A 19377-nucleotide genomic window follows, 5' to 3' on the forward strand; every position below is an offset into this window, starting at 1 on the left:
CCGGTGGAGTCAGCAGCCCGCCGCAGTACAGGTCGCTGCGGCCCGGCGCATCGTCTTTGACGACGATCGCTTTTCGCAACTGGGGCAGATCGCGCTCGGCATCGGTACCAACCCGGAAGCCAATGAAAGCGGCGTGGGCCTTGGCACGTCGGCGATCGAGGTGACGAACAACGAATTTGCCGATCTGGCTGGCGGCGCGATCATGGCGGGCGGGGTACAGCCGGACGCGCATCATCCAACCCGGCCTGAGATGGGCTTGCGCGACATAATCATCCGCAACAACCGGATCGAAGGGGTGTCGCGCGATTATAAGGAACAGTCGGCGATCCTCGTCACCTATGCGTCCGGCACGCTCATCCTGAACAACGACGTCTCCGACGCGCCCTATGACGGCATCGATGTCGGCTGGGGGTGGGGTGCCAATGATCCGGGCGGCAGCGCCGAATATTGGCGCAAGCAACGCGGCTATTATGACCAGCCCGGCAACATCGTCTATGATACGCCCACGACCCTGCGCGACACCGTGGTCATGGGGAACCGGGTCAGCCGGGTGAAACAATGGTTCCCCGACGGCGGCGCCATCTATCATCTGTCCGCTGATCCCGGCGCGCTGATCGCGGAAAATTACATATCCGACATCGCCGGATCGGGCGGGATCGGCATCTATCTGGACGAAGGGTCGCGCTATGTCACCGTGCGCAACAATGTCATCGACCGGGTCGGCGGCGTCTGGCTCAACCTCAACACCCAGTCGCATATCGCGCCGCGGCGCACGGCGTTGGACAATGTCGCCACGGCCAACTGGTATAATAGCGGCAAGCTCAACGGCGAATGGAGCGCCTATCTCAACAATCGCGCCACGGACAATGTGGCGGTGGTCGGAAACCTATGGCCAGCGGAGGCCAAGCGCGTGATCGACGCGAGTGGCGTGCGACCGGCGGAGGCCGCCGGTCGCTGACGGACGAAATCAACGGGCATGCAGCTTTGCTGTGACCTGCCGTTCTCCCGACGTTCTCTGTCCCACGCGATAGTGACGGAAGATTGATCTGGCGAAGCCTTGGCTTCGGCCATCCGCCATAGGTCTGGCGATGAGTTACCACCGGTGGCGATCAGGAGCGACTGGCCCTATTCCTTCACGACGCTTTCCGTTCGTGACGCAGGACTAAGCGCCGCCGACAAAGGTCGGCGCGCGATCAAAGTCGTCCTTTTCGAACGGCGTATCGGTGAACAGATAGCGGTAATAGAAATTCCGCAATTTTTCATGGAAGGCCCGGATTCGATCCTGATAGGCCAGTTGGGCTGCCATGTCGGTGTTGGCGAGACGGGTCAGAGCCGCCTGCACCCCGACCGACGGCAATAGCCAGCCGATCCCGCGCGCGGCGGTATCGCGCGCTTCTATGCCGTTTCGATAGGCGGCGACCTTTGGCGCGACGCTTTCGTCGCCGACCTGATGGAAGGCGAAATACCATTTATAGTGGAAGGCGTCCGTCAGCGGCGGGCTATCTTTCCATTCGGGATGACCGGCGTAAAATGCGCGCATCGTGTCCGCACGGGGGATGTCCCATGCGCGGTTGACCGCTTCGCGTTGGGCGAGCGTCAGTTCCACGCCCTCACCCACCGGGATGAGGCGGTTGATCGCGACATGGGCGATGGTCGGCAGGATCAGCGTCAGCACCAGCCAGATACCGGCCAGCGTCGCGGCATTGGCGACGGAACTCCAGCGCATCCGCCCGACCAGCAACGTCACGCCGATCCAGAAGGCGAGGTAGAGCGCGACTAGACCCTGCACGGACAGGAGGGTGGGGAAGGGCACGGCGGACAGGATGGCGCCTATCGTCAGCGGCCCGGCAAGCGCCAGGAACAGCAAGCCGCCGCGCAGCAGCACGCGCCGACGCCATAGCGACCTGCCCGATCCCGCCAGGGCGTCCAGCATGCGCAGCCTTCCCGCTTCCCGTTCCCCCGACACCAGATCGTGAAACAGGGCGATCACGAACAAAGGGGTCAGATAGACCAGCGCGAAGGAAAAATCGAAACGACCCGGCAGGGCGAGTTCAGGATTGAACGCCTCGCCATCATAAAGCTGCGCTTCCAGGCCAAGGGCGCGAACACGCAGGATGTAAGGCGCGACATCGCGCAGGCCGAGGGCGGCAAAAGCCAGCGGCGACGGCGTGTCCCAAGTGGCGTGAAAACTATAATAGGCCGCGGTGCCAGGATCCTTCGTCTCGGCCGCCCATTGCGCGACCGCCGCCATATCCTGCGCCTGTTTGGGCTGGATACGGGCGATGACGTCGCGTTGGCGGGCGACTTCGGCCATGCCGGCCGCCACGGAGGCAGCCGCCAGCAAAGCGACCAACAGCAGCGCCAGCAGCGCCATGCGGGAGCGCAGCAGCAGGCGCAATTCATGGGTGAGGAGGGTCATGCACGAGCTTTCTGAAGAATGCGGGTAACGGGCAGCAACGCCAGCAGCGCGAACGCCAGCCAGGCGAGCAACAGGCCAAGCCCAGGCAGGCTGGCTTCGACCAGATCGCCCGTGGTCGCCGGTTGGAAGCGGAATTGCGGGATCGTCTGCCAATGGTCGGCGGAGATGCGCTTGCGCTGATCGGCACCGGCATCCTTGGCCTTGTCATCGGCATAGCGGACGGTGTCGGCCTGCAACTCGTTCAGCTGCTGCACCATGGCATAACGATAGGCTTCGGCCTGAGCCAGGAACTGGCGATGGCCTTCCAGGTCGGTGCCTGCCGCAGCCATCGACAGCCGGCGCAGGGCGATGGCTGGACTGATGATGCCAAAACCGTCGGTCAGTCGGCTCTGCGCCTGCTGGACGGTGAAGCTGCGCCTGGCATAATCGTCGAACAGGCGCGATGTCAGCTTCTCGCCTTCGACCGCGAGCAGGCCGTTATAATTGACCGGCAGATCCTCGATCCTGTCGACGCCATAGTGGCGCAGCACCTTTTGCCTGAAGGCGGTGAAGAAGGGATCGTCGGGATTATGCGCGTCGCCGAGACGATGCAGATCCTGCTGGATCGCAATGTCGGTTTCGAGCCGGGTGGGGAGCATGTAGGTTTGCGCCGCAATGTCGGGCGCAACGCGCGGGAGCAGGATGACAAGCACCGTCCAGAGCGCGAGCAGCGCAAGCAGCGCGTCGCGCCCGCGCCGCACCAGCGCGGATACCAGGATGACGATGATCGACCAAAGCGCCAGATAGGCACCATAGCCCAGCACCATGACGGCGATCGGCCCGGCCAGCGCGCCCGGCTGCCCCGCGATCAGCAGAAAGGCGGCCAGCGCGGGAAGCCCGACCAGCGCAGCGACTATAGCGAGCGCCAGCAACTTGCCCAGCAGCAGCGCGCGCGCGGAAACCCCCTGGACGAGCATCTGGCGCAGCGTGCCGCGTTCCCGTTCCCGCGCGACTGCCCCATAGCCGAGGAAAACCAGCAACAATGGGGCGATCACTTGCAGGACGAAGGCCGGTGTCAGCTGGCCGAAGCGCACCAGCAGCGATGATTGGCGGACATCGCCGAAATTGGCGCTGTTCTGCCGATGGCCTTCCAGGAACATGCTGTTGCCGGTGAAGGCATCGACACCCGGATCGAAGGCCGCGAGCGGCGGCAGGGGGCGAAAGATGAAATTGCCGAAATGGACCATCCGATGGGGATGCCGGTCGGGCTGCGCCGTAAATTCCTGCGCTGCCTGCGCCTGGAACCGAGCGCGGGTTTCGGCGATGCCGGTCTGATGGGACCAACTGATGAGGGCGGCGGCGAGCGTGAGGAGGGTGAGCAGCGCGAAGGCAATGACGGTGACGCGATTGCGCCGCATCAGCCGCAATTCGTCGCGGGCGATCAGGGTGATGGCGTTCATGCGGTGACGGCCTCCCGCGCAAATTTGCGATGCAGGTCGCGCACGTCGAAGCGGTCCGCGCCCTGCGCCGCTGCCTCGTCGATGATGCGGCCCGATTCCAGGAAGCCGATGCGATCGGCAATGTCGGCGGCGGACAGCAGGTCGTGGGTGACCATCAGCACCGCCGCGCCCCTGCGTGCCACGTCGTGGACCAGCCTGTTGAAATCGGCGGTTGCGCGCGGATCAAGGCCCGATGACGGCTCGTCGAGCAGCAGCACCGGCACGGCGCGTAGCAGGGCGATGGCGATCGCCACTTTCTGCCGCATGCCTTTGGAAAAGCCGCTCATCCGCTTGTCCCAGGCCGATGTCTGCAGGCCGGTGGCCTCGAACGCGCCGTCGATATCCTGCGGGGCGGGGTGGCGACCCGCCAAAGCGAGCAGATAGGCGGCATTCTCGCGCGCGGTCAGATGTTCGTAGAGGGCGACATTTTCCGGCACATAAGCGATTTGTTCACGCGCCTTGTCGGCCTGTGCGATCGGATCATGCCCGGCCACAAGGACAGTGCCGCTATCTGGCCGGGCAAAGCCCAACAGGGCCGACATGGTGGTCGACTTGCCCGCGCCATTGCCGCCCAGAAGCGCGTAAATTTCGCCTGCATCGACATGCAGGCTCAGGCCGCGCAGCACGGGCTGGCTGCCATAGGATAGGTGAACGTCGGACAAGATGATGCGCTGGCCGGTGGCGGTCAGGGACATGATATGGGCTCCTTGGCTGTTGGCGCGGAGCATTTCGCCGTTGCAGCAATCTGTCAATGAAATAATATAACATTTCTAATGCGTCCCAGGGATGTCTCCCTTCGGGGGCGTTGCGCATCGGCCACTCAAGACCCGCACGATATCGCGCTCTACTGCCAGTGTCACAGGATCAAGAGGATATTCGGCAAACTCAAGGACTGGCGTCGCATCCCCAGCTACGACCGATACGCCGACACTTTCATGTCCGCAATTTGTACCGCCGCAACAGTCATCTTATGGTTGAATCAATAAGTCCTGAGCTAAGATTATCGAGTAATATCACACCGCATCCGCCTCCTGGGCTTCACTCACGCCGACGACGACCTTCTCCAAAACGCGCGTCGCCAGTTCCATCTCTTCTTTGCTGAGTTTGGCAAATACCGTCGATCGAATGTCCGACAGAACGGGCTGAACCTGCTCGACGACCGCCATGCCCGCTGGCGTGATCTCGATATGGCGCGAGCGCTTGTCGTGCGGGTTTTCCGTCCGGCGGATCAAGCCGTCGGCTTCCAGCGAATTCAATGTTCGGATCAGCGGTGGCCATTGAATGGCGAGGCGGGCCGACAAGAGCGATGTCGTGACTGGGGGCGTGGCGACGCTCAGGACGAAGAGGGTCTGCCATCGCGACCGGGACTGGCCCGTGGCCGCCAACATGCGATTTTCGACATGCGTCCCCCAACGGCGGGCCGACAGCGACAATATCCGGGTCAGCCGGAATTCGACGTCATCGCGCGATCCTTCGGGAAAATAGGCGCGATATTGCGCTGTGCTGCTGTCGAACGGATCGGCTGGATTCGGATCGTCGGAGGCCATGTCATTCCCATTGCAAAGGCGGGACAGTGGATTGCAGCCCGCATGCCATTCTTAGCGGCGCTGGTAAACAACTGCAAAATATCAGGTTTCCTCCAAATTTTTCCCCTGAAAGGAGGGCGTTGACAATCTATGTACCACGATACATAAATTGGGCAGAGGCCGCAGCAGAAGGCCAGGAGAGGGAAATGAAGATGCGATTGAGCACCCAGCGCATGCGCGCAAACGCGAGTGTCTTGGCCATGATGGGGGTAGCGATGGCGCTGCCGACCGGTGTGGCCGCACAGGAGTCCGCCCCGGCTGATCCAACTACCGCCCCGCAATCCGTCGATGCCCAGACGACCGAAGGCGCATCGGGTGCCCTGCCCGTGACTGACATCGTCGTGACGGGCACGCGCCTGGGTTCCAATTTCAACGCGCCGACGCCGGTCACGTCGATCGGCGCTGAACGGCTCGATGCGCTGGGCATCACCAATGTCGGCGAAGCGCTGAACCAGTTGCCCAGCTTCCGCGCGTCGAGCGGTCCGGCGGCGCAGGCCAATCTGGGCGGCAATATCGGCGCTCGGCTGCTCGATCTGCGCGGGCTCGATCCCCAGCGCACACTCGTCCTGGTCGATGGCAAGCGTTTCGTGCCCAGCACTGTGCAGGGTTCGGTCGATACCAACCTGATCCCGTCCTCCCTGTTGCGCAGCGTCGATGTCGTGACCGGGGGCGCATCGGCCGCTTATGGGTCGGATGCAGTCGCAGGGGTGGTGAACTTCGTCCTCGACCGCAAGAAAGAAGGCCTGGACGGCGAATTTGCCGCGGGCATGTCGCAGCGGGGCGATGACGGCAATCTGTTCGCCAGCCTGTCGGGCGGCATGCGCTTTGGCGATCGCATTCATGTGATCGGCGCGGTCGAATATGAAAAGCTGGAAGGGCTGGGCACCTGCACCAGCCGTAGCTGGTGCGACAGCCAGACCCTGATCCTGGGCAATACGCCCGGTGCCGGTGGCCTGCCCGCCAATCTGATCATCGGCGGAGTCAATACATCGACCGTGTCACCGGGTGGCCTCATCAATCGGTCGTACAATGCGGCGGGTCAGGTGATCGGCACGACGGCGACCGATCCGTTGCGCGGCACCAAATTCCTGGCCGACGGCACGCCGGGGCGGTTCCAATATGGTTCGCTGGTCGGCCCGCTGTTCATGCTCGGCGGCGAGGGGCAAGGGCGTAACGGCTTCATTTCCGCCCTGCGGCTCAAAGTGCCGCTGGAACGCGTGTCTACTTATGGTGCCCTGACGGCGGACCTGACCGACGATGTCACGCTGACCGCCGACCTGTCCTATGGCCGGGTCAAGGGGACCGTCGACGGCGCCATCTTCCGCGACTTCAACGGGACGTTGCTGGGCCGTATCAAGCGCGACAATCCCTTCATCCCTGCCGCCGTCGCATCGACGATGGATGCCAATGGCGTCGCCTCCTTCATCCTGGGCAAGGCCGCGTTCGACCTTGGCCCCGGCCGGGCGACATCGACCACGGAAACCTATCGCGGTGTACTGGGTGTCGAGGCGAAGCTGAGCGACAAATGGACGGTCAACGGCTTCTATCAATATGGTCGCACCAATTTCACGCAACGGGCGACGAACCTGGTCAATCAGGCCAATCTCCTCAAAGCCGTAGACGCGGTGCGTTCCGGCGGCCAGATTGTCTGCCGCGTCAATGCCGACGCGATCGCCAGCAATGACGATGCAGGCTGCGTACCGTTCAACCCGTTCGGCGAAGGGCAATTCAGCCAGGCATCGGTCGGCTATATCACTGGCAACGGCCTGCAGCGAACCGTCAATGAACAGCATGTCGCGGGCGTGGACCTGCGCGGCGAGCTGTTCGACCTGCCAGCGGGGCCGGTAACGGTGGCGGTGGGCGCGGAATATCGGCGCGATACCGTGGACGGCACCGCCGATCCCATCTCGGCGGCGAACGGCTTTTATTCGCTCAACGGCTCCGCTTTGTCGGGCGGCGTGACGGTGAAGGAAATATTCGGCGAGATCGCCGTCCCCGTGTTGCGCAATTCATCGGTCGGCTATGCGCTCGACCTCAATGGTGCGGCCCGCCGCACCGATTACAGCACCACAGGGTCGGTCACGACCTGGAAAGCCGGGCTCGTCTACGAACCGATCGAAGGCGTCCGCTTGCGCGGCACGCGGTCGCGCGACATTCGCGCGCCCAATATTTTCGAACTGTTCGGCCCGCAGACGCTGCGCTCGATCGGCCTGTCCGACCCGTTGAACGGCGGATTGCAGACCAACCCCTTCGTCGTCACCGGGGCCAATCCGAACCTCTCGGTCGAAAAGGCGGACAGCTGGACTGGCGGTTTCGTGATCGCCCCCCGGTCCGGCCTGCTCCAGCGGCTGCGCCTGTCTGTCGACTATTATAATATCAAGGTGGCCGACGCGATCGGTGCCCTGGGCGCGCAGACATTGGTCAATCGATGCGCGCAGGGGGCGACCAATTTCTGCAGCCAGATCACGCGCGACGCCAACAACCAGATTCTGCAGGTCCGCGACGTCATCCTCAATTCCAACGCCCTCAAGACCAGCGGCTATGACATCGAACTCCAATATCGCCAGCCGCTCGGTTCATGGGGCGAGCTGAACGGGCAGTTGATCGCAAACATCACGAAGGAACTGACGACGGTCGATGCCTTGGGTGCGGTCGATCGCGCAGGGCAGACGGGCGTGCGCACGGGCACGATCCCTGGCGTGCCCGATTATGTGCTGGATGGCGTGCTGACCTGGACGGTCGGCAAATTCCAGCTGACCGGTCATGGCCGCTATATCCCGTCGGGCATCTACTGGACCAATTTCGTCGGTCCCGATCAGGATGGCTATGCCGTCACCGCACCGAACAGCGTCGACAATAATAATGTGCCCAGCCGCTTCTACCTCGACATGACGGCGCGGGTGAATGTCGAAGCCGGACACGGACGGACCTTCCAATTGTTCGCCACGGTGAACAATCTGCTCGATCGCGATCCGCCCGCCATGCCCGGACCATCGGGCGGCACCAACCAGATCCTGTTCGATCCGGTCGGTCGCGCGTTCAAGGTCGGCGCGCGCTTCCACTTCGGTGCATAAGGCGCAGGAGAGGGACGAGCCACGATGAGCATGACCGCAACCGATCCATCGCCCCCCGTCGTCATCGAGGTGACGGACGTGATCGAACGTCAGCGGATCAATGCGTTCGTCATCCGCCTCGTCGCGATATCGTGGACCGTCACCTTTCTCGATGGTTTCGACATGCTCGTCATCTCCTTCGTCGCGCCCTATCTGCGCGACGGGTTCGGTGCGGACGTCATTTCCCTGGGCGAACTGTTCGCCGTCGGCGTGTTCGGCGCGATGCTGGGCGGGATCGCTTTTGGTTGGCTGGGCGACCGCTATGGGCGCCGCCCGATCATCATCGCGTCGGTGGTGGCGTTTGGGGCGACCAGCATGGCCATTGCGCTCGCCCCCAATATGCAGGTGCTGCTGGCGCTGCGTTTCCTGAACGGCGTGGCCCTGGGCGGGTTGATGCCGCTCGCCTGGGCGCTCAACATCGAATATGTGCCGCGCCGCTATCGGGCGACCGTCGTGACCGTCATCATGATGGGCTATACGCTAGGCGGCGTCGTCGCAGGGCCAATGACGGTGTGGCTCGCGCCGCTCTATGGCTGGCAATCGGTATTCATGGTGTCGGGCGTGGCGACGCTGCTGCTCGTCCCGCTCCTCTTTGCCCTGCTCCCTGAATCCGCTCGCTATCTGGCGGTAAAGGGGCGATCGCCCGACAAGATCGCAAAGGCGCTGAACGCGCTGGCACCGGGGCTTGGCGCGCGGCCGCAGGACCGCTTCATGGTCACGGACGAAACAGCGCCCGCCACAGGAAAGGGCTTCCGTATCGCCACCCTGTTCAAAGGCGATCTGCGGCCGATCACCAGCCTGCTCTGGCTCGCCTATATCGGCAGTTCGATGGCGGTCTATTTCAAGTCCAACTGGGGTCCGATCATCTTCGAGGATGTCGGTTTCACCCGGACGCAGGCGGCGATGATCATGTCCGTCAGTTCGATCGGCGGCTCGCTTGCGGGCCTGGCGCTCATGCGCTTTACCGACCGGCTGGGGCCGATCGCGATCGCTTTCTATCCGATGCTGGCGGCACCGCTGCTGTTGGTCATGGGCCTCGCTCCCGTCTCGCTGCAGGGTCTGGCCGCCTTCTCCCTTCTGAGCATGGCGATGATCAGCGGCACGCATTTCGGCATGCATTCCATCGCGGGCATTTTCTATCCCAGCGCCATCCGCGCCAATGGCGCGGGCTGGGCGACATCGGTGGCCAAGATCGGATCGATCTTCGCACCGCTGCTGGGCGGCTATCTGCTGGCGATGAACATGCCCCCCCGCCTGCTGTTCGTCCTGCTTGCGGCGACGCCGCTGCTCTCGTGCGTTTCGCTGCTCCTGCTTGCCCGTGTCGGCAAGCGCCAGGCGGCCCGCACGCCCGTTCCCACCGACAACATCGTCCTTCCGGCGCATGCCGTGGCGACCAAGCCCTAACAGGAAATATGATCATGGCTTTGACTGCGACCCCCATCACCCCGCGCTTTGGTGCCGAGCTTTCCGGCATCGACGTCAGCAAGCCATTGAGCGACGCCGATGTCGCCGCCATCAAGGATGCGATGAACCAGTGGGGCGTGTGCGTCATTCGCGGCACCGGTTTCGACAATGCCTCCCATGTCGCTTTCAGCCGCCATTTCGGTCATTTGGAAACGGCGCCATCGGTAAAGAACCGGCCGCGTCGTCACCCGGACACGCCGGAGATATTCGACGCCAGCAACCTGACCCCGGCGGGCGAGATACTGGTCGATGAGAATATGGTTCTGCACAAGAAGGGCGACCGGCTCTGGCATACCGATTCCTCCTTCATGGACCTGCGCTCGGCCTATTCGCTGTTGCTCGCCTATGAGGTGCCCAAGGAAGGCGGGCTGACCTATTTCGCGGACATGCGGTCGGCCTATGAAGACCTGCCTGCCGACATCAAGGAAAAGGTCGATACGCTGCAGGCCGAACATTCGCTCTGGTATTCGCGCCTGCTCGCGGGTTTCCCGATCACCGAGGAGGAGATTGACGGCCGTCCCAAAGCCCGCCAGCCCATGGTCATGCACCAGGAAGCAACCGGACGCACCGCCATCTATATCGGCAGCCATGCGATGGACGTCGTTGGCCTGCCACGCGAGGAAGGGCGAGCGCTCATCAAATATCTGATCGAATTCGCCACCCAGCCACACTATGTATTCGGCGTCTCCTACCAACCGGGCGACATCGTCATCTGGGACAATCTGGCGACCATGCACCGGGGCGGCGATTTCGACATCTATAAGGAAAGGCGCGACATGCGTCGGACGACCGTGCGCGAAGGCGAACCACCCGAACATGCCGACGATCCGTTCACAGCCTATTTTTCCGCTTCGGCACCGCAGAGCTGATCCGTGACGATGCCCGACAAGCCCCGTTTATTGGTGACGCGCAAATGGCCCGAACGGGTCGAGGCGCTGATCGCGGAACGCTATGATGCGACGTTCAACCAGGATGACATCCCGCTGACGCAAGCGGCACTGGCCGCGGCGATGCAGGACTATGACGCCATCTGCCCCACCATCACCGACAAGCTGCACGCCGGCATTGTCGGGACGGCGGGGCAACGCGTGAAGATCATCGCCAATTACGGCGCAGGCGTCGATCATATCGATGTGGCGGCGGCGCGCGGCGCAGGCATCGTCGTGACCAATACGCCGGGCGTCCTGACGGATGCGACTGCCGATATGGCCGTCACCCTGATGCTGATGGCGTCGCGGCGGGCAGGCGAAGGCGAGCGGGAATTGCGCGCCGGGCAATGGGCGGGCTGGCGGCCGACCCATCTGCTTGGCACCAGCCTGCGCGGCAAGACGCTGGGGCTGGTCGGTTTCGGCCGCATTGCCCAGGCGATGGCCGAACGCGCCCGTTTCGGCTTTGGCATGGACATCATCTATTATTCGCGGCGCCCCGGCGCGCAGGACGTGGTGCAGCGCCTGGATGCCCGCTATGTGCCATCGCTGGCCGAGATGGTCGCCCAATGCGATGTCGTCTCGCTGCATATTCCGGGCGGCGCGGAAACCCGCAACATCATCGATGCGGCCATCTTCGCACAGATGGCCCCCCATGCGATCCTGATCAACACCGCGCGCGGCGACGTGGTCGATGAAGACGCGCTGGTCGATGCGCTGGAAGCCGGGCGGATCGGTGGCGCGGGCCTCGATGTCTTCGTCGGCGAACCCCATGTCTCCCAACGCCTGCGCGACGCGCCGAACACGGTTCTCCTCCCCCATCTGGGCAGCGCGACGCGGGAGACGCGGGAGGCAATGGGCCTGCGCGCGCTCGCCAATCTCGACGACTGGAGGGAGGGGCGGGTGCCCCAGGACAGCCTGTAGTGGCGACCGCCATCGACGATTTGATCGCCGCCGAGCGATTGCCGCCATCCTATGCGGTGATGGTCGATCGCTGGTGGCGGCCGCTCGCACGGCAGATCGCACATTGGCATGCATCGGCCGGACGGCCCCTCATCATCGGGATCAACGGGGCGCAGGGCAGCGGGAAATCCACGGTCTGCCGCTTTCTCCAGGCATCGCTGCTGCCCGAACAGGGGCTGTCAGCGACGGTCGTCTCCCTGGACGATCTTTACCTGCCGTTGCAGGCGCGGGAGCAAATGGCGAGGGACATCCACCCCCTGTTCCGCACGCGCGGGGTGCCCGGCACGCATGATGTCGATGCGGGCATCGCTGTGCTGGCGGATATGGTCGCCGGTCGAGACACGCTGATCCCGCGGTTCAGCAAGGCGTTGGACGACCGACTGCCGCAGGCCGACTGGACGCGCCATGCGGGCAAGGTGGATATCCTGCTGTTCGAAGGCTGGTGCGTGGGTGCGCGCCCGCAGCCTGCCGCCGCCCTGGAGCAGCCGCTCAATGCGCTGGAGGCGCAGGAGGATCCCGACGGCATCTGGCGGCGTCATGTGAACAGCGCTCTTGAGACATGCTATGCGCAGTGGTTCGCGATGATCGATCATCTGGTGATGTTGAAGCCGCCGTCTTTCGACCATGTTTTGAAAAACCGGTTGCTCCAGGAACATAAGCTGCGGGCGACCGCGCCGGATGCGCCGGGGATCATGGACGACGCCGCAGTCGCGCGGTTCGTCAGCCATTATGAGCGTGTGACTCGCCACATGGTCGCCGACCTGCCGGATCATGTCGACCTATTGTTCCAGCTAAGCGCCGGGCAGGACGTGATATCCTGTACGGGCCTTGCAAATGAGGATGCCCATGTCTCCTGAAGATGCCGTGCCCGCCGACGCCATTCGACCAGGGTTGGCGTTCGTCTATGCGGCCAGCGCCGAACTGGCCGCACCCATTCCGATCGGGGAAACGCCCGATGGCATGCGGCGGATCATCCCCATCCTGTCGGGCACGGTCGAAGGGCCGCATATCCGTGGCCGCATCCTTGGCGGAGGCAGCGATTGGCAACTTCTGCGGTCCGATGGCGTCACCGTCGCGGATGCAACCTATGGCATCGAAACCGATGACGGCACCATCATCCAGATCCGCAATCGCGGCCTGCGCCACGGGCCTGCCGAGGTCATGGCCCGCCTGGCAGCCGGTGACACGGTCGATCCGTCAGCCTATTATTTTCGCACCATACCCGAATTCATCGCGCCGCTCGGTCCCTATGCATGGCTCAATAGCAGCATCTTCGTCTGTTCGGGCGCGCGCTATCCCGATTCCATCCGGCTTTGGGTCTGGCGTGTCACCTGATCGGGACAAGGCATATGCTCGCTTGGCGGTGTCCCTGGAATTCAACGTCTCTGTGATCGCCGTCGCCCTACCTATCATTTATGTTCGTAGCCGGGCCGCGCCCGCCTGCCCTATCTTTCCCTCGCGCCAGGCCAGCCTTGCGTGGTCCGCAGGCACGGCCGCTGCCCCATGAATGCAGAATAATGCACGGGGCATCTATGGGAGGATGAGATCAACGTCATGGAAACGATCGAGGGGCTGCAGCAACGCGTCGACTATGAGAAGGGGCGTAAGGGCTATCCGGAGGGCTTTCCTCCATTGCCGGACATCCCGGCCGAGCGCTATATTTCGCCGGAATTCTATCAGCTCGAACTGAAATATCTCTGGCAGCGCAGTTGGCTCTATGCCGGGCACAAGGATCAGTTTCCCAAAGTCGGCAGCTTTCTCAAGTTCGAGGGCGTCCCCGGCATGCCGGTCATCGTCGTGCGGACGGAAAACGGCTTCAACGCCTTCTACAATACCTGCTCGCACCGTGGCGGCTGCATCGTACAGGAGCGTCAGGGGACGTGCCTGGGCAAGCGGCTGATCTGCGGCTACCACGCCTGGACCTATAATCTGGACGGCGAACTGCTCGGCGTACCGGACAGCCGGGATTTCGACGGGCTGGACAAATCGAAGCGCGGCCTGGTGAAGCTGCGATGCGAAACATGGGGCGGCTGGATATTCATCAATGCCGAGCCCGATGCGGAACCGCTCCAGCAATATCTGGGTGTCTTGCCGGGCCAGTTGGCCCAATTCGACCTCGACAAGCTCAGCTACATCACCAGCTACAGCTATGACGTGGCGTGTAATTGGAAAGTCCTGATGGACGCCTTCGCCGAAAATTATCACTTCGTTTCGGTTCACCGGGGCAGCGTCGGCCTGCCTGGCCCCAAATGCGCGGTCGATCATCATGGCACGGTGATGTCGCTGTTCAAAAACGGCCACTCGCGCAACATCCTGCCGTGGAATGATGGCTTTCAGCCGACGGCCGACGTGTCGGAGGAAACCGGTTTCAGCATGGGTATGGGCGGGATCGCCGATATACCGAGCGTCGGCCCGATCCCCCGGCAGTTCGTGACCGCCTTCACCGCCTTCCCGAACCTGACCACGCCGGTCTATGCCAATGGCTTTCCCTTGCTGCTGTTCTGGCCCACGGGGATCAACACCAGCCGCTTCGAAGTCATCTGGTTCGGATTGCCGCATGGCGAAAGCGCATTGCCGGAGGCGTGGAAGCAGAAGATCGAGGCCTTCAACTTCATTCTCGATGAAGATCTGACCTACCTGCCGAGCGTTCAGCTGTCGGCCGAATCCCCAGCCTTCCGCTCGATCGTGCTCAACTATCAGGAGCGCCGCATCTATCATGCCCATGAACAGATCGACCGCGTGATCGGCGCGGACCAGATTCCCGAACGGCTTCGCGTCCAGCAAGTGCTTGCGCCCTTCGTGGAATAGGAGACGCCCGCCGGACGCCTCGTGCAGGATGTCCCGCATCGCCGTGCATGTCATGATGCTGACGCCGATATGTCATTAAATCGTATCGCCCCATTCCTAGACGCGCGGCGATGGAATGTTCAAAGGCATCGACGCGCGACGGGGCGCTGGGCTTTAGCTGGGTCAGGCTGCGCAATCAGATTGCGCGCATGACCCGGCGCGACGATGCCGACGATCTGCTGCAGGATGCATGGCTCAGCGTTGCGGCGCGGCGGACGCAAGCCGACAATGCCGAAGCCTTGCTCGCGCGGATCGCGGCCAATCGCGGTATCGATGCCTATCGCCGGGAACGGCGGGTCGGATCGACGATCGTGGCGGAAACGACGAGCGACAGCGTCGCAGACAGCTTCCCCCTGCAGGACGAAGTGATGATCGCGCGAGAACGTCTGGACCATGTGCGCGGCGGGGTCGCGCAACTCAGCCCCCGCACCCGCCAGATTTTCTTGATGTATCGCCTGGACGGGCGTAAATATCGCGAGATCGCCGAGGAGTTGGGGATCAGCCAGAGCGCAGTCGAAAAACATATCGCAAAAGCGATGGCGCATCTGGCCGAATGGATGGAGCATTGGTGACGTGAACTTCCGCAGCAAGCCGGAAAATGTGAACCGGCAGGCAGCGGATTGGCTTGCGCGCTTACACGCCGACAACCGATCCACCCAGGACGAAGCGGCATTTCGCGCCTGGTTGAATGCTGATCCGTCCCATGCCCTGGCCTTCGATCACAGCTCCACCGTCTGGGACGCCGTCGGAGGCCTTCGCGACGATCCACGCAGCGCGCCCGCGCCGCAGCGATTGTCGCGCCGGGCCGTCATGGCCGGGGGCGTCGGAATCATCCTGTCCGCGGGGCTGACGGTCGGATGGCAGCAGGCGCAGGCTGGCGTGTACCGGACAGGCGTTGGCGAGCAGCGCCGCCTGATGCTGGATGACGGCACCCGCGTCATGCTGGACACCAATACGCAGATCCGGTTCCGCGCGCGCGAAACCATGCGCCTGCTCTCGCTCGAAACGGGTCGCATCAACCTGGATATCGCCCGCGATTCGCGTCCCTTCGTCATCGAGGCGGGTGACAGGCGGGCGGTGGCGGACGTGGCCCGGCTCGATCTGCGCCGCGATGACGATCAAGTGATGCTGACGGCTATTCAGGGCAGCGCCCGTGTCGAGGCGATGCAGGCGCCGGTCCTGCTGTCGCAAGGGCATCGCATCGCCATGACGGCCGGGCATCCCGATCAACTCGACCGGCCGGAACTGGAAGACCTGACGGCGTGGCAGAGCGGTCGCCTGGCCTTCCGCGATCAGACGGTCGCCGAGGCGGCGGCGGAGATGAACCGCTACGCCGAACGGGCGCTGGTCGTGTCCGACGCCAAGGCTGCGGCCATGCGCGTCAGTGGCGTCTACAGCGTCGGTGATCCCGAAGCCTTCGCCCGCTCGCTCGCCGTCCTGCTGCCCATTCGCGTCACCGCACAGGCCGACGCCGTCCGCATCGCCAGCATGTACTGATTTTATTTGCATGCGGGGGGTGGGGAAATCCCGAGCCCCAGCGACGAGGATATAAGCGGCGCTCGCGGGGAACGCCGAACAGGGACATCACATTATGATCAGTTTGAAACGGCAGCTTTGCCGATCGGCGGCGCTCGCCCTCACGCTTTCCTCCATGGCGATGTCGGCCACGCTGCAGGCGCAGACGCAGGGCCAGTCGCGCCAGATGCGCGTGACCATGGCAGCCCAGCCGATGGCCAGCGCGCTTGAACAGCTGGCGCGCCAGAGCGGTCAGGACATCCTCTTCACGCGCGACGCCGTGGCGCAACTGCGGGCACCCGCTTTGTCGGGCATGTTTGACGCGGAAACGGCGGCACGCCGACTGGTCGCGGGCACGTCGCTCGTCGTCGTGCGTGATCGCGCGGGGGCGCTGATCGTTCGCCCTCAGACGGCGGCGGCCGCAGAAACGCCGGCAAGCGCCAACCTTGATTCGGCTGCGAGCAACAATATCGTCGTGACGGCCAGCTTTTCCGAAGGCGTCGGCCGGTCGCTCGATTTGAAGCGTAAAGCCGATTCGATCGCGGATGCGGTCGTCGCGGCCGATATCGGCAAGCTGCCGGCGTTCAACGTGGCCGAGGCTTTGCAGCGCGTGCCCGGCGTTACCATCGTCCGCGAGGCGGGCGAGGGGCAGTTCATCAGCGTGCGCGGCCTGGGGCCGAATTTCCAGTCGGTCACGTTCGACGGCATGCCGCTCGCTTATAACGAGAATATCCGCAATTCGGGCCAGTCGGGGCGTCAGTTCCGTCTGCAAATCCTGCCCGCGACATTGATCGACAGTGTGGTGGTGGTCAAGTCGCCCACCGCCGACCTGGTCGAAAGCGGGATCGGATCGTCGGTCGATATCCGCCTGATCAAGCCGCTCGATCGCCCATCGTTTATCGCCGCCAATGCCTATGCGGGGTATGAAGAGCGCACCGACACGGTCAATCCCAATGGCACGATATCGGGGGGCTGGCGCAATGCGGACGGCACTTTCGGCCTGCTGGGCGGGCTGTCCTATTCGCGGCGCGAGGTGCAGTTCGACCGCCTGCGCATGGGGTGGCAGGAAGCGGAGGTCGAGGGCCTGGGCACGTTGCGCGTGCCAGGCGATGCGCAGCCCTATCTGGAGCTTGAGGATCGCGAGCGGATCAGTGCGGTGCTGGGCGTCCAATGGCGTCCGTCATCCACGTTCGAGATCGACATTAACGGCCTCTATTCGCAGTTCAACAACAAGACGGTCGAACAGCGGCTGACCTATTATATTCCCAACGAATTGTCGCGGCTCGACCTGTCCAGTGCGGTGGTCGAGGACGGACGGCTGGTCGCGGGCACGATCCGGGGCGCGCGCATCCGCAACTACAGCGAAAATATGGATCAGTCGCACCAGAATCTGCAGCTCAATGCGACGATGAAGCTGGACCTTGGGGGCTGGCAGATCGAACCGCGGGTCAGCTATGCGCGGGCGCGCAGCGGTCTCGACACGCCGATCCAGCGGGTACAATATCGCACCCGCAGCGGTGCGGGCGGCAATCTGACCTTCGATTTTCGCGGCGACGTGCTGGGCAATCAGCGCATCACATCGCTCTACACCGATCTTGACCTGACCGATCCGTCGGTCATGCCGTTCGAAAGCTTTGCGATCCGGCCGATCAATTCGGAAGACGAAGACAAGAGCGCCATCGTCAATATAGCGCGCGACATCGATTTCGGCCTGGGTGGCGTGAACTTCACGCGGCTGCGTTTCGGTGGGCAGCTGTCCGATCGCTATCGCGATTATCAGCGTCGTGATCGCAACAATGCCGTGCTGCGGAGCGGCGCGACCCGGACGGATGCGTTCCTGCAATATCCGGTGGCCAGCAACGCCTTCGACCAATCGATCGCCAATCGCCAGACATGGGGCAGCGTCGATTGGGCGTTGTTCAACCAGGCCTATACGCTGGGCAGCGAATATGACGGCGTCAGCCCCAGCGCCTACGACCTTGATCCGACGGCGGCCGACCTCCAAAATTCCTACCGGATCGGCGAAAAGATCCTGGCGGGCTATGGTCGGCTCGACTTCGAATCGATTGTCGGCAACGTCCCGGTCACCGGCAATTTCGGCCTGCGCTATGTGCGCACCCGCACCAATGTTCGCGGCACGACGATAGCGCCCGTTTCCGATGGCGCGGGCGGGGTGACGACGCAGGTGACGCCGACCACCACCAAGGCGAGCTATGGCGAGTTCCTGCCCAGCGCCAACGCCATGTTCGAAATCGCGGACAATATGCAGTTGCGGCTTGGCGTCGCCCGGACGATGACGCGGCCGTCGCTGTCGGAATTGCGCAATTCCATCAACACGAACAGCGTGACGGTGACGAGCATCTTCAACGAAGGCGCGGCGGCGCTCGCTGACCCGACGCTCAACCTGACCGCAGCGGCGGGCAATCCGAACCTGCGTCCCTATACGTCGTGGAACCTGGACGTTTCCTTCGAATGGTATTTCGACAAGTTCGGCGCGTTCACGGTCGCAGCGTTCCACAAGGACATCAGCGATTATGTCGCGTCGGATTTCGAGACGCGCACGCTGGCCTTTGCCGTCAACGACGGATCGACGCTGCCGGTGGATATTCTGGTGTCGACGCCGACCAATGTCGGGGATGCCACCATATCCGGCATCGAGTTCGGCTATACGAAAAAGCTGCCATTCGGCCTGGGGGTCACGGCGACCGCGACCTTCGCCACGTCGAAGCTGGAGCTTGATCGCACGGGCGTCGGCCTTCAGTCGGCAGGTATCCAGGGCGTGTCCGACGTCAGCTATTCGATCACGCCCTTCTTCGAATCGGGGCCGTTCGAAATCAACCTCAGCTACACCTATCGCAGCGATTATATGACGGATGCCGGGGCGGTGGTCACATCGCTGCCCAGCCCGGAAGATGTCGTGCCCTATTATCAAAAGGGGTTCGGTATCGTCGATCTGGGCGCCAGCTATCAGATCAAGCCCAATGTGGAGATGTTCGTGCAGGCGGTGAACCTGTTCGACCAGCGCCAGGTGTCCTTCGCCGGAACGGAGCAGGAAGTCAGCGAAAT

General features: G+C 63.2%; 14 protein-coding genes and 1 pseudogene. 11 read left to right on the plus strand and 4 right to left on the minus strand.

The features are described 5' to 3' along the window. Positions 1-958 (plus strand): annotated as a pseudogene (locus IL54_RS12685) (right-handed parallel beta-helix repeat-containing protein); the annotation flags it as partial. A 204-nt stretch (positions 959-1162) separates the two neighbouring features. On the opposite strand, the gene IL54_RS12690 reads toward IL54_RS12685, so the two are convergent. From IL54_RS12690 to IL54_RS12710, 4 genes are all read right to left on the minus strand, one after another. Beyond that, positions 1163-2419: an ABC transporter permease gene (locus IL54_RS12690; protein ID WP_037476117.1), complete on the minus strand. Its 1257-nt coding sequence runs from the start codon at positions 2417-2419 to the stop codon at positions 1163-1165. Then, complete coding sequence (locus IL54_RS12695) at positions 2416-3858, minus strand: ABC transporter permease (protein ID WP_037476119.1); 1443 nt, start codon at positions 3856-3858, stop codon at positions 2416-2418. Before IL54_RS12695 ends, IL54_RS12690 begins: the two co-directional genes overlap by 4 nt. Continuing rightward, complete coding sequence (locus tag IL54_RS12700) at positions 3855-4592, minus strand: ABC transporter ATP-binding protein (RefSeq protein ID WP_037478594.1); 738 nt, start codon at positions 4590-4592, stop codon at positions 3855-3857. Before IL54_RS12700 ends, IL54_RS12695 begins: the two co-directional genes overlap by 4 nt. A gap of 318 nt (positions 4593-4910) precedes the next feature. Next, entirely contained in the window at positions 4911-5444 is a 534-nt protein-coding gene (locus IL54_RS12710) for a MarR family winged helix-turn-helix transcriptional regulator (protein ID WP_037476121.1), read from the minus strand. Positions 5445-5629: 185 nt separating this feature from the next. Here IL54_RS12710 and IL54_RS12715 point away from each other — a divergent pair, with 185 nt between their 5' ends. The 10 genes from IL54_RS12715 to IL54_RS24980 form a co-directional block, all read left to right on the plus strand. Continuing rightward, positions 5630-8557 (plus strand): TonB-dependent receptor domain-containing protein, encoded by a 2928-nt coding sequence (locus IL54_RS12715; protein ID WP_037476123.1) that lies wholly within the window; start codon positions 5630-5632, stop codon positions 8555-8557. A gap of 24 nt (positions 8558-8581) precedes the next feature. Continuing rightward, positions 8582-10000 carry an MFS transporter gene (locus IL54_RS12720; RefSeq protein WP_037476125.1) on the plus strand — a complete coding sequence of 473 codons (1419 nt, stop codon included), beginning with the start codon at positions 8582-8584 and terminating at the stop codon, positions 9998-10000. A 14-nt stretch (positions 10001-10014) separates the two neighbouring features. Further along, positions 10015-10929 (plus strand): TauD/TfdA dioxygenase family protein, encoded by a 915-nt coding sequence (locus IL54_RS12725; RefSeq protein ID WP_237748873.1) that lies wholly within the window; start codon positions 10015-10017, stop codon positions 10927-10929. Between the two features lie 9 nt (positions 10930-10938). Further along, positions 10939-11910: a 2-hydroxyacid dehydrogenase gene (locus IL54_RS12730; RefSeq protein ID WP_037476129.1), complete on the plus strand. Its 972-nt coding sequence runs from the start codon at positions 10939-10941 to the stop codon at positions 11908-11910. Next, the gene (locus tag IL54_RS12735) at positions 11910-12806 is read left to right on the plus strand and encodes a kinase (protein WP_037476131.1); all 897 of its coding nucleotides are present in this window, start codon (positions 11910-11912) and stop codon (positions 12804-12806) included. Before IL54_RS12730 ends, IL54_RS12735 begins: the two co-directional genes overlap by 1 nt. Next, entirely contained in the window at positions 12796-13284 is a 489-nt protein-coding gene (locus IL54_RS12740) for a DUF3237 domain-containing protein (RefSeq protein WP_237748874.1), read from the plus strand. Before IL54_RS12735 ends, IL54_RS12740 begins: the two co-directional genes overlap by 11 nt. A gap of 219 nt (positions 13285-13503) precedes the next feature. Continuing rightward, complete coding sequence (locus IL54_RS12745) at positions 13504-14757, plus strand: aromatic ring-hydroxylating oxygenase subunit alpha (RefSeq protein ID WP_037476135.1); 1254 nt, start codon at positions 13504-13506, stop codon at positions 14755-14757. Between the two features lie 110 nt (positions 14758-14867). Next, entirely contained in the window at positions 14868-15368 is a 501-nt protein-coding gene (locus IL54_RS12750; RefSeq protein WP_052027685.1) for an RNA polymerase sigma factor, read from the plus strand. 1 nt (position 15369) lies between these two features. Continuing rightward, a complete protein-coding gene (locus tag IL54_RS12755) occupies positions 15370-16293 on the plus strand; it encodes a FecR family protein (RefSeq protein ID WP_052027686.1) in 924 nt (307 codons plus the stop codon). Between the two features lie 94 nt (positions 16294-16387). Further along, positions 16388-19377: TonB-dependent receptor (locus tag IL54_RS24980; protein WP_193378849.1), on the plus strand; the 2990-nt coding region annotated here is incomplete at its 3' end.

This window comes from Sphingobium sp. ba1, assembly GCF_000743655.1.
Classification (GTDB): domain Bacteria; phylum Pseudomonadota; class Alphaproteobacteria; order Sphingomonadales; family Sphingomonadaceae; genus Sphingobium.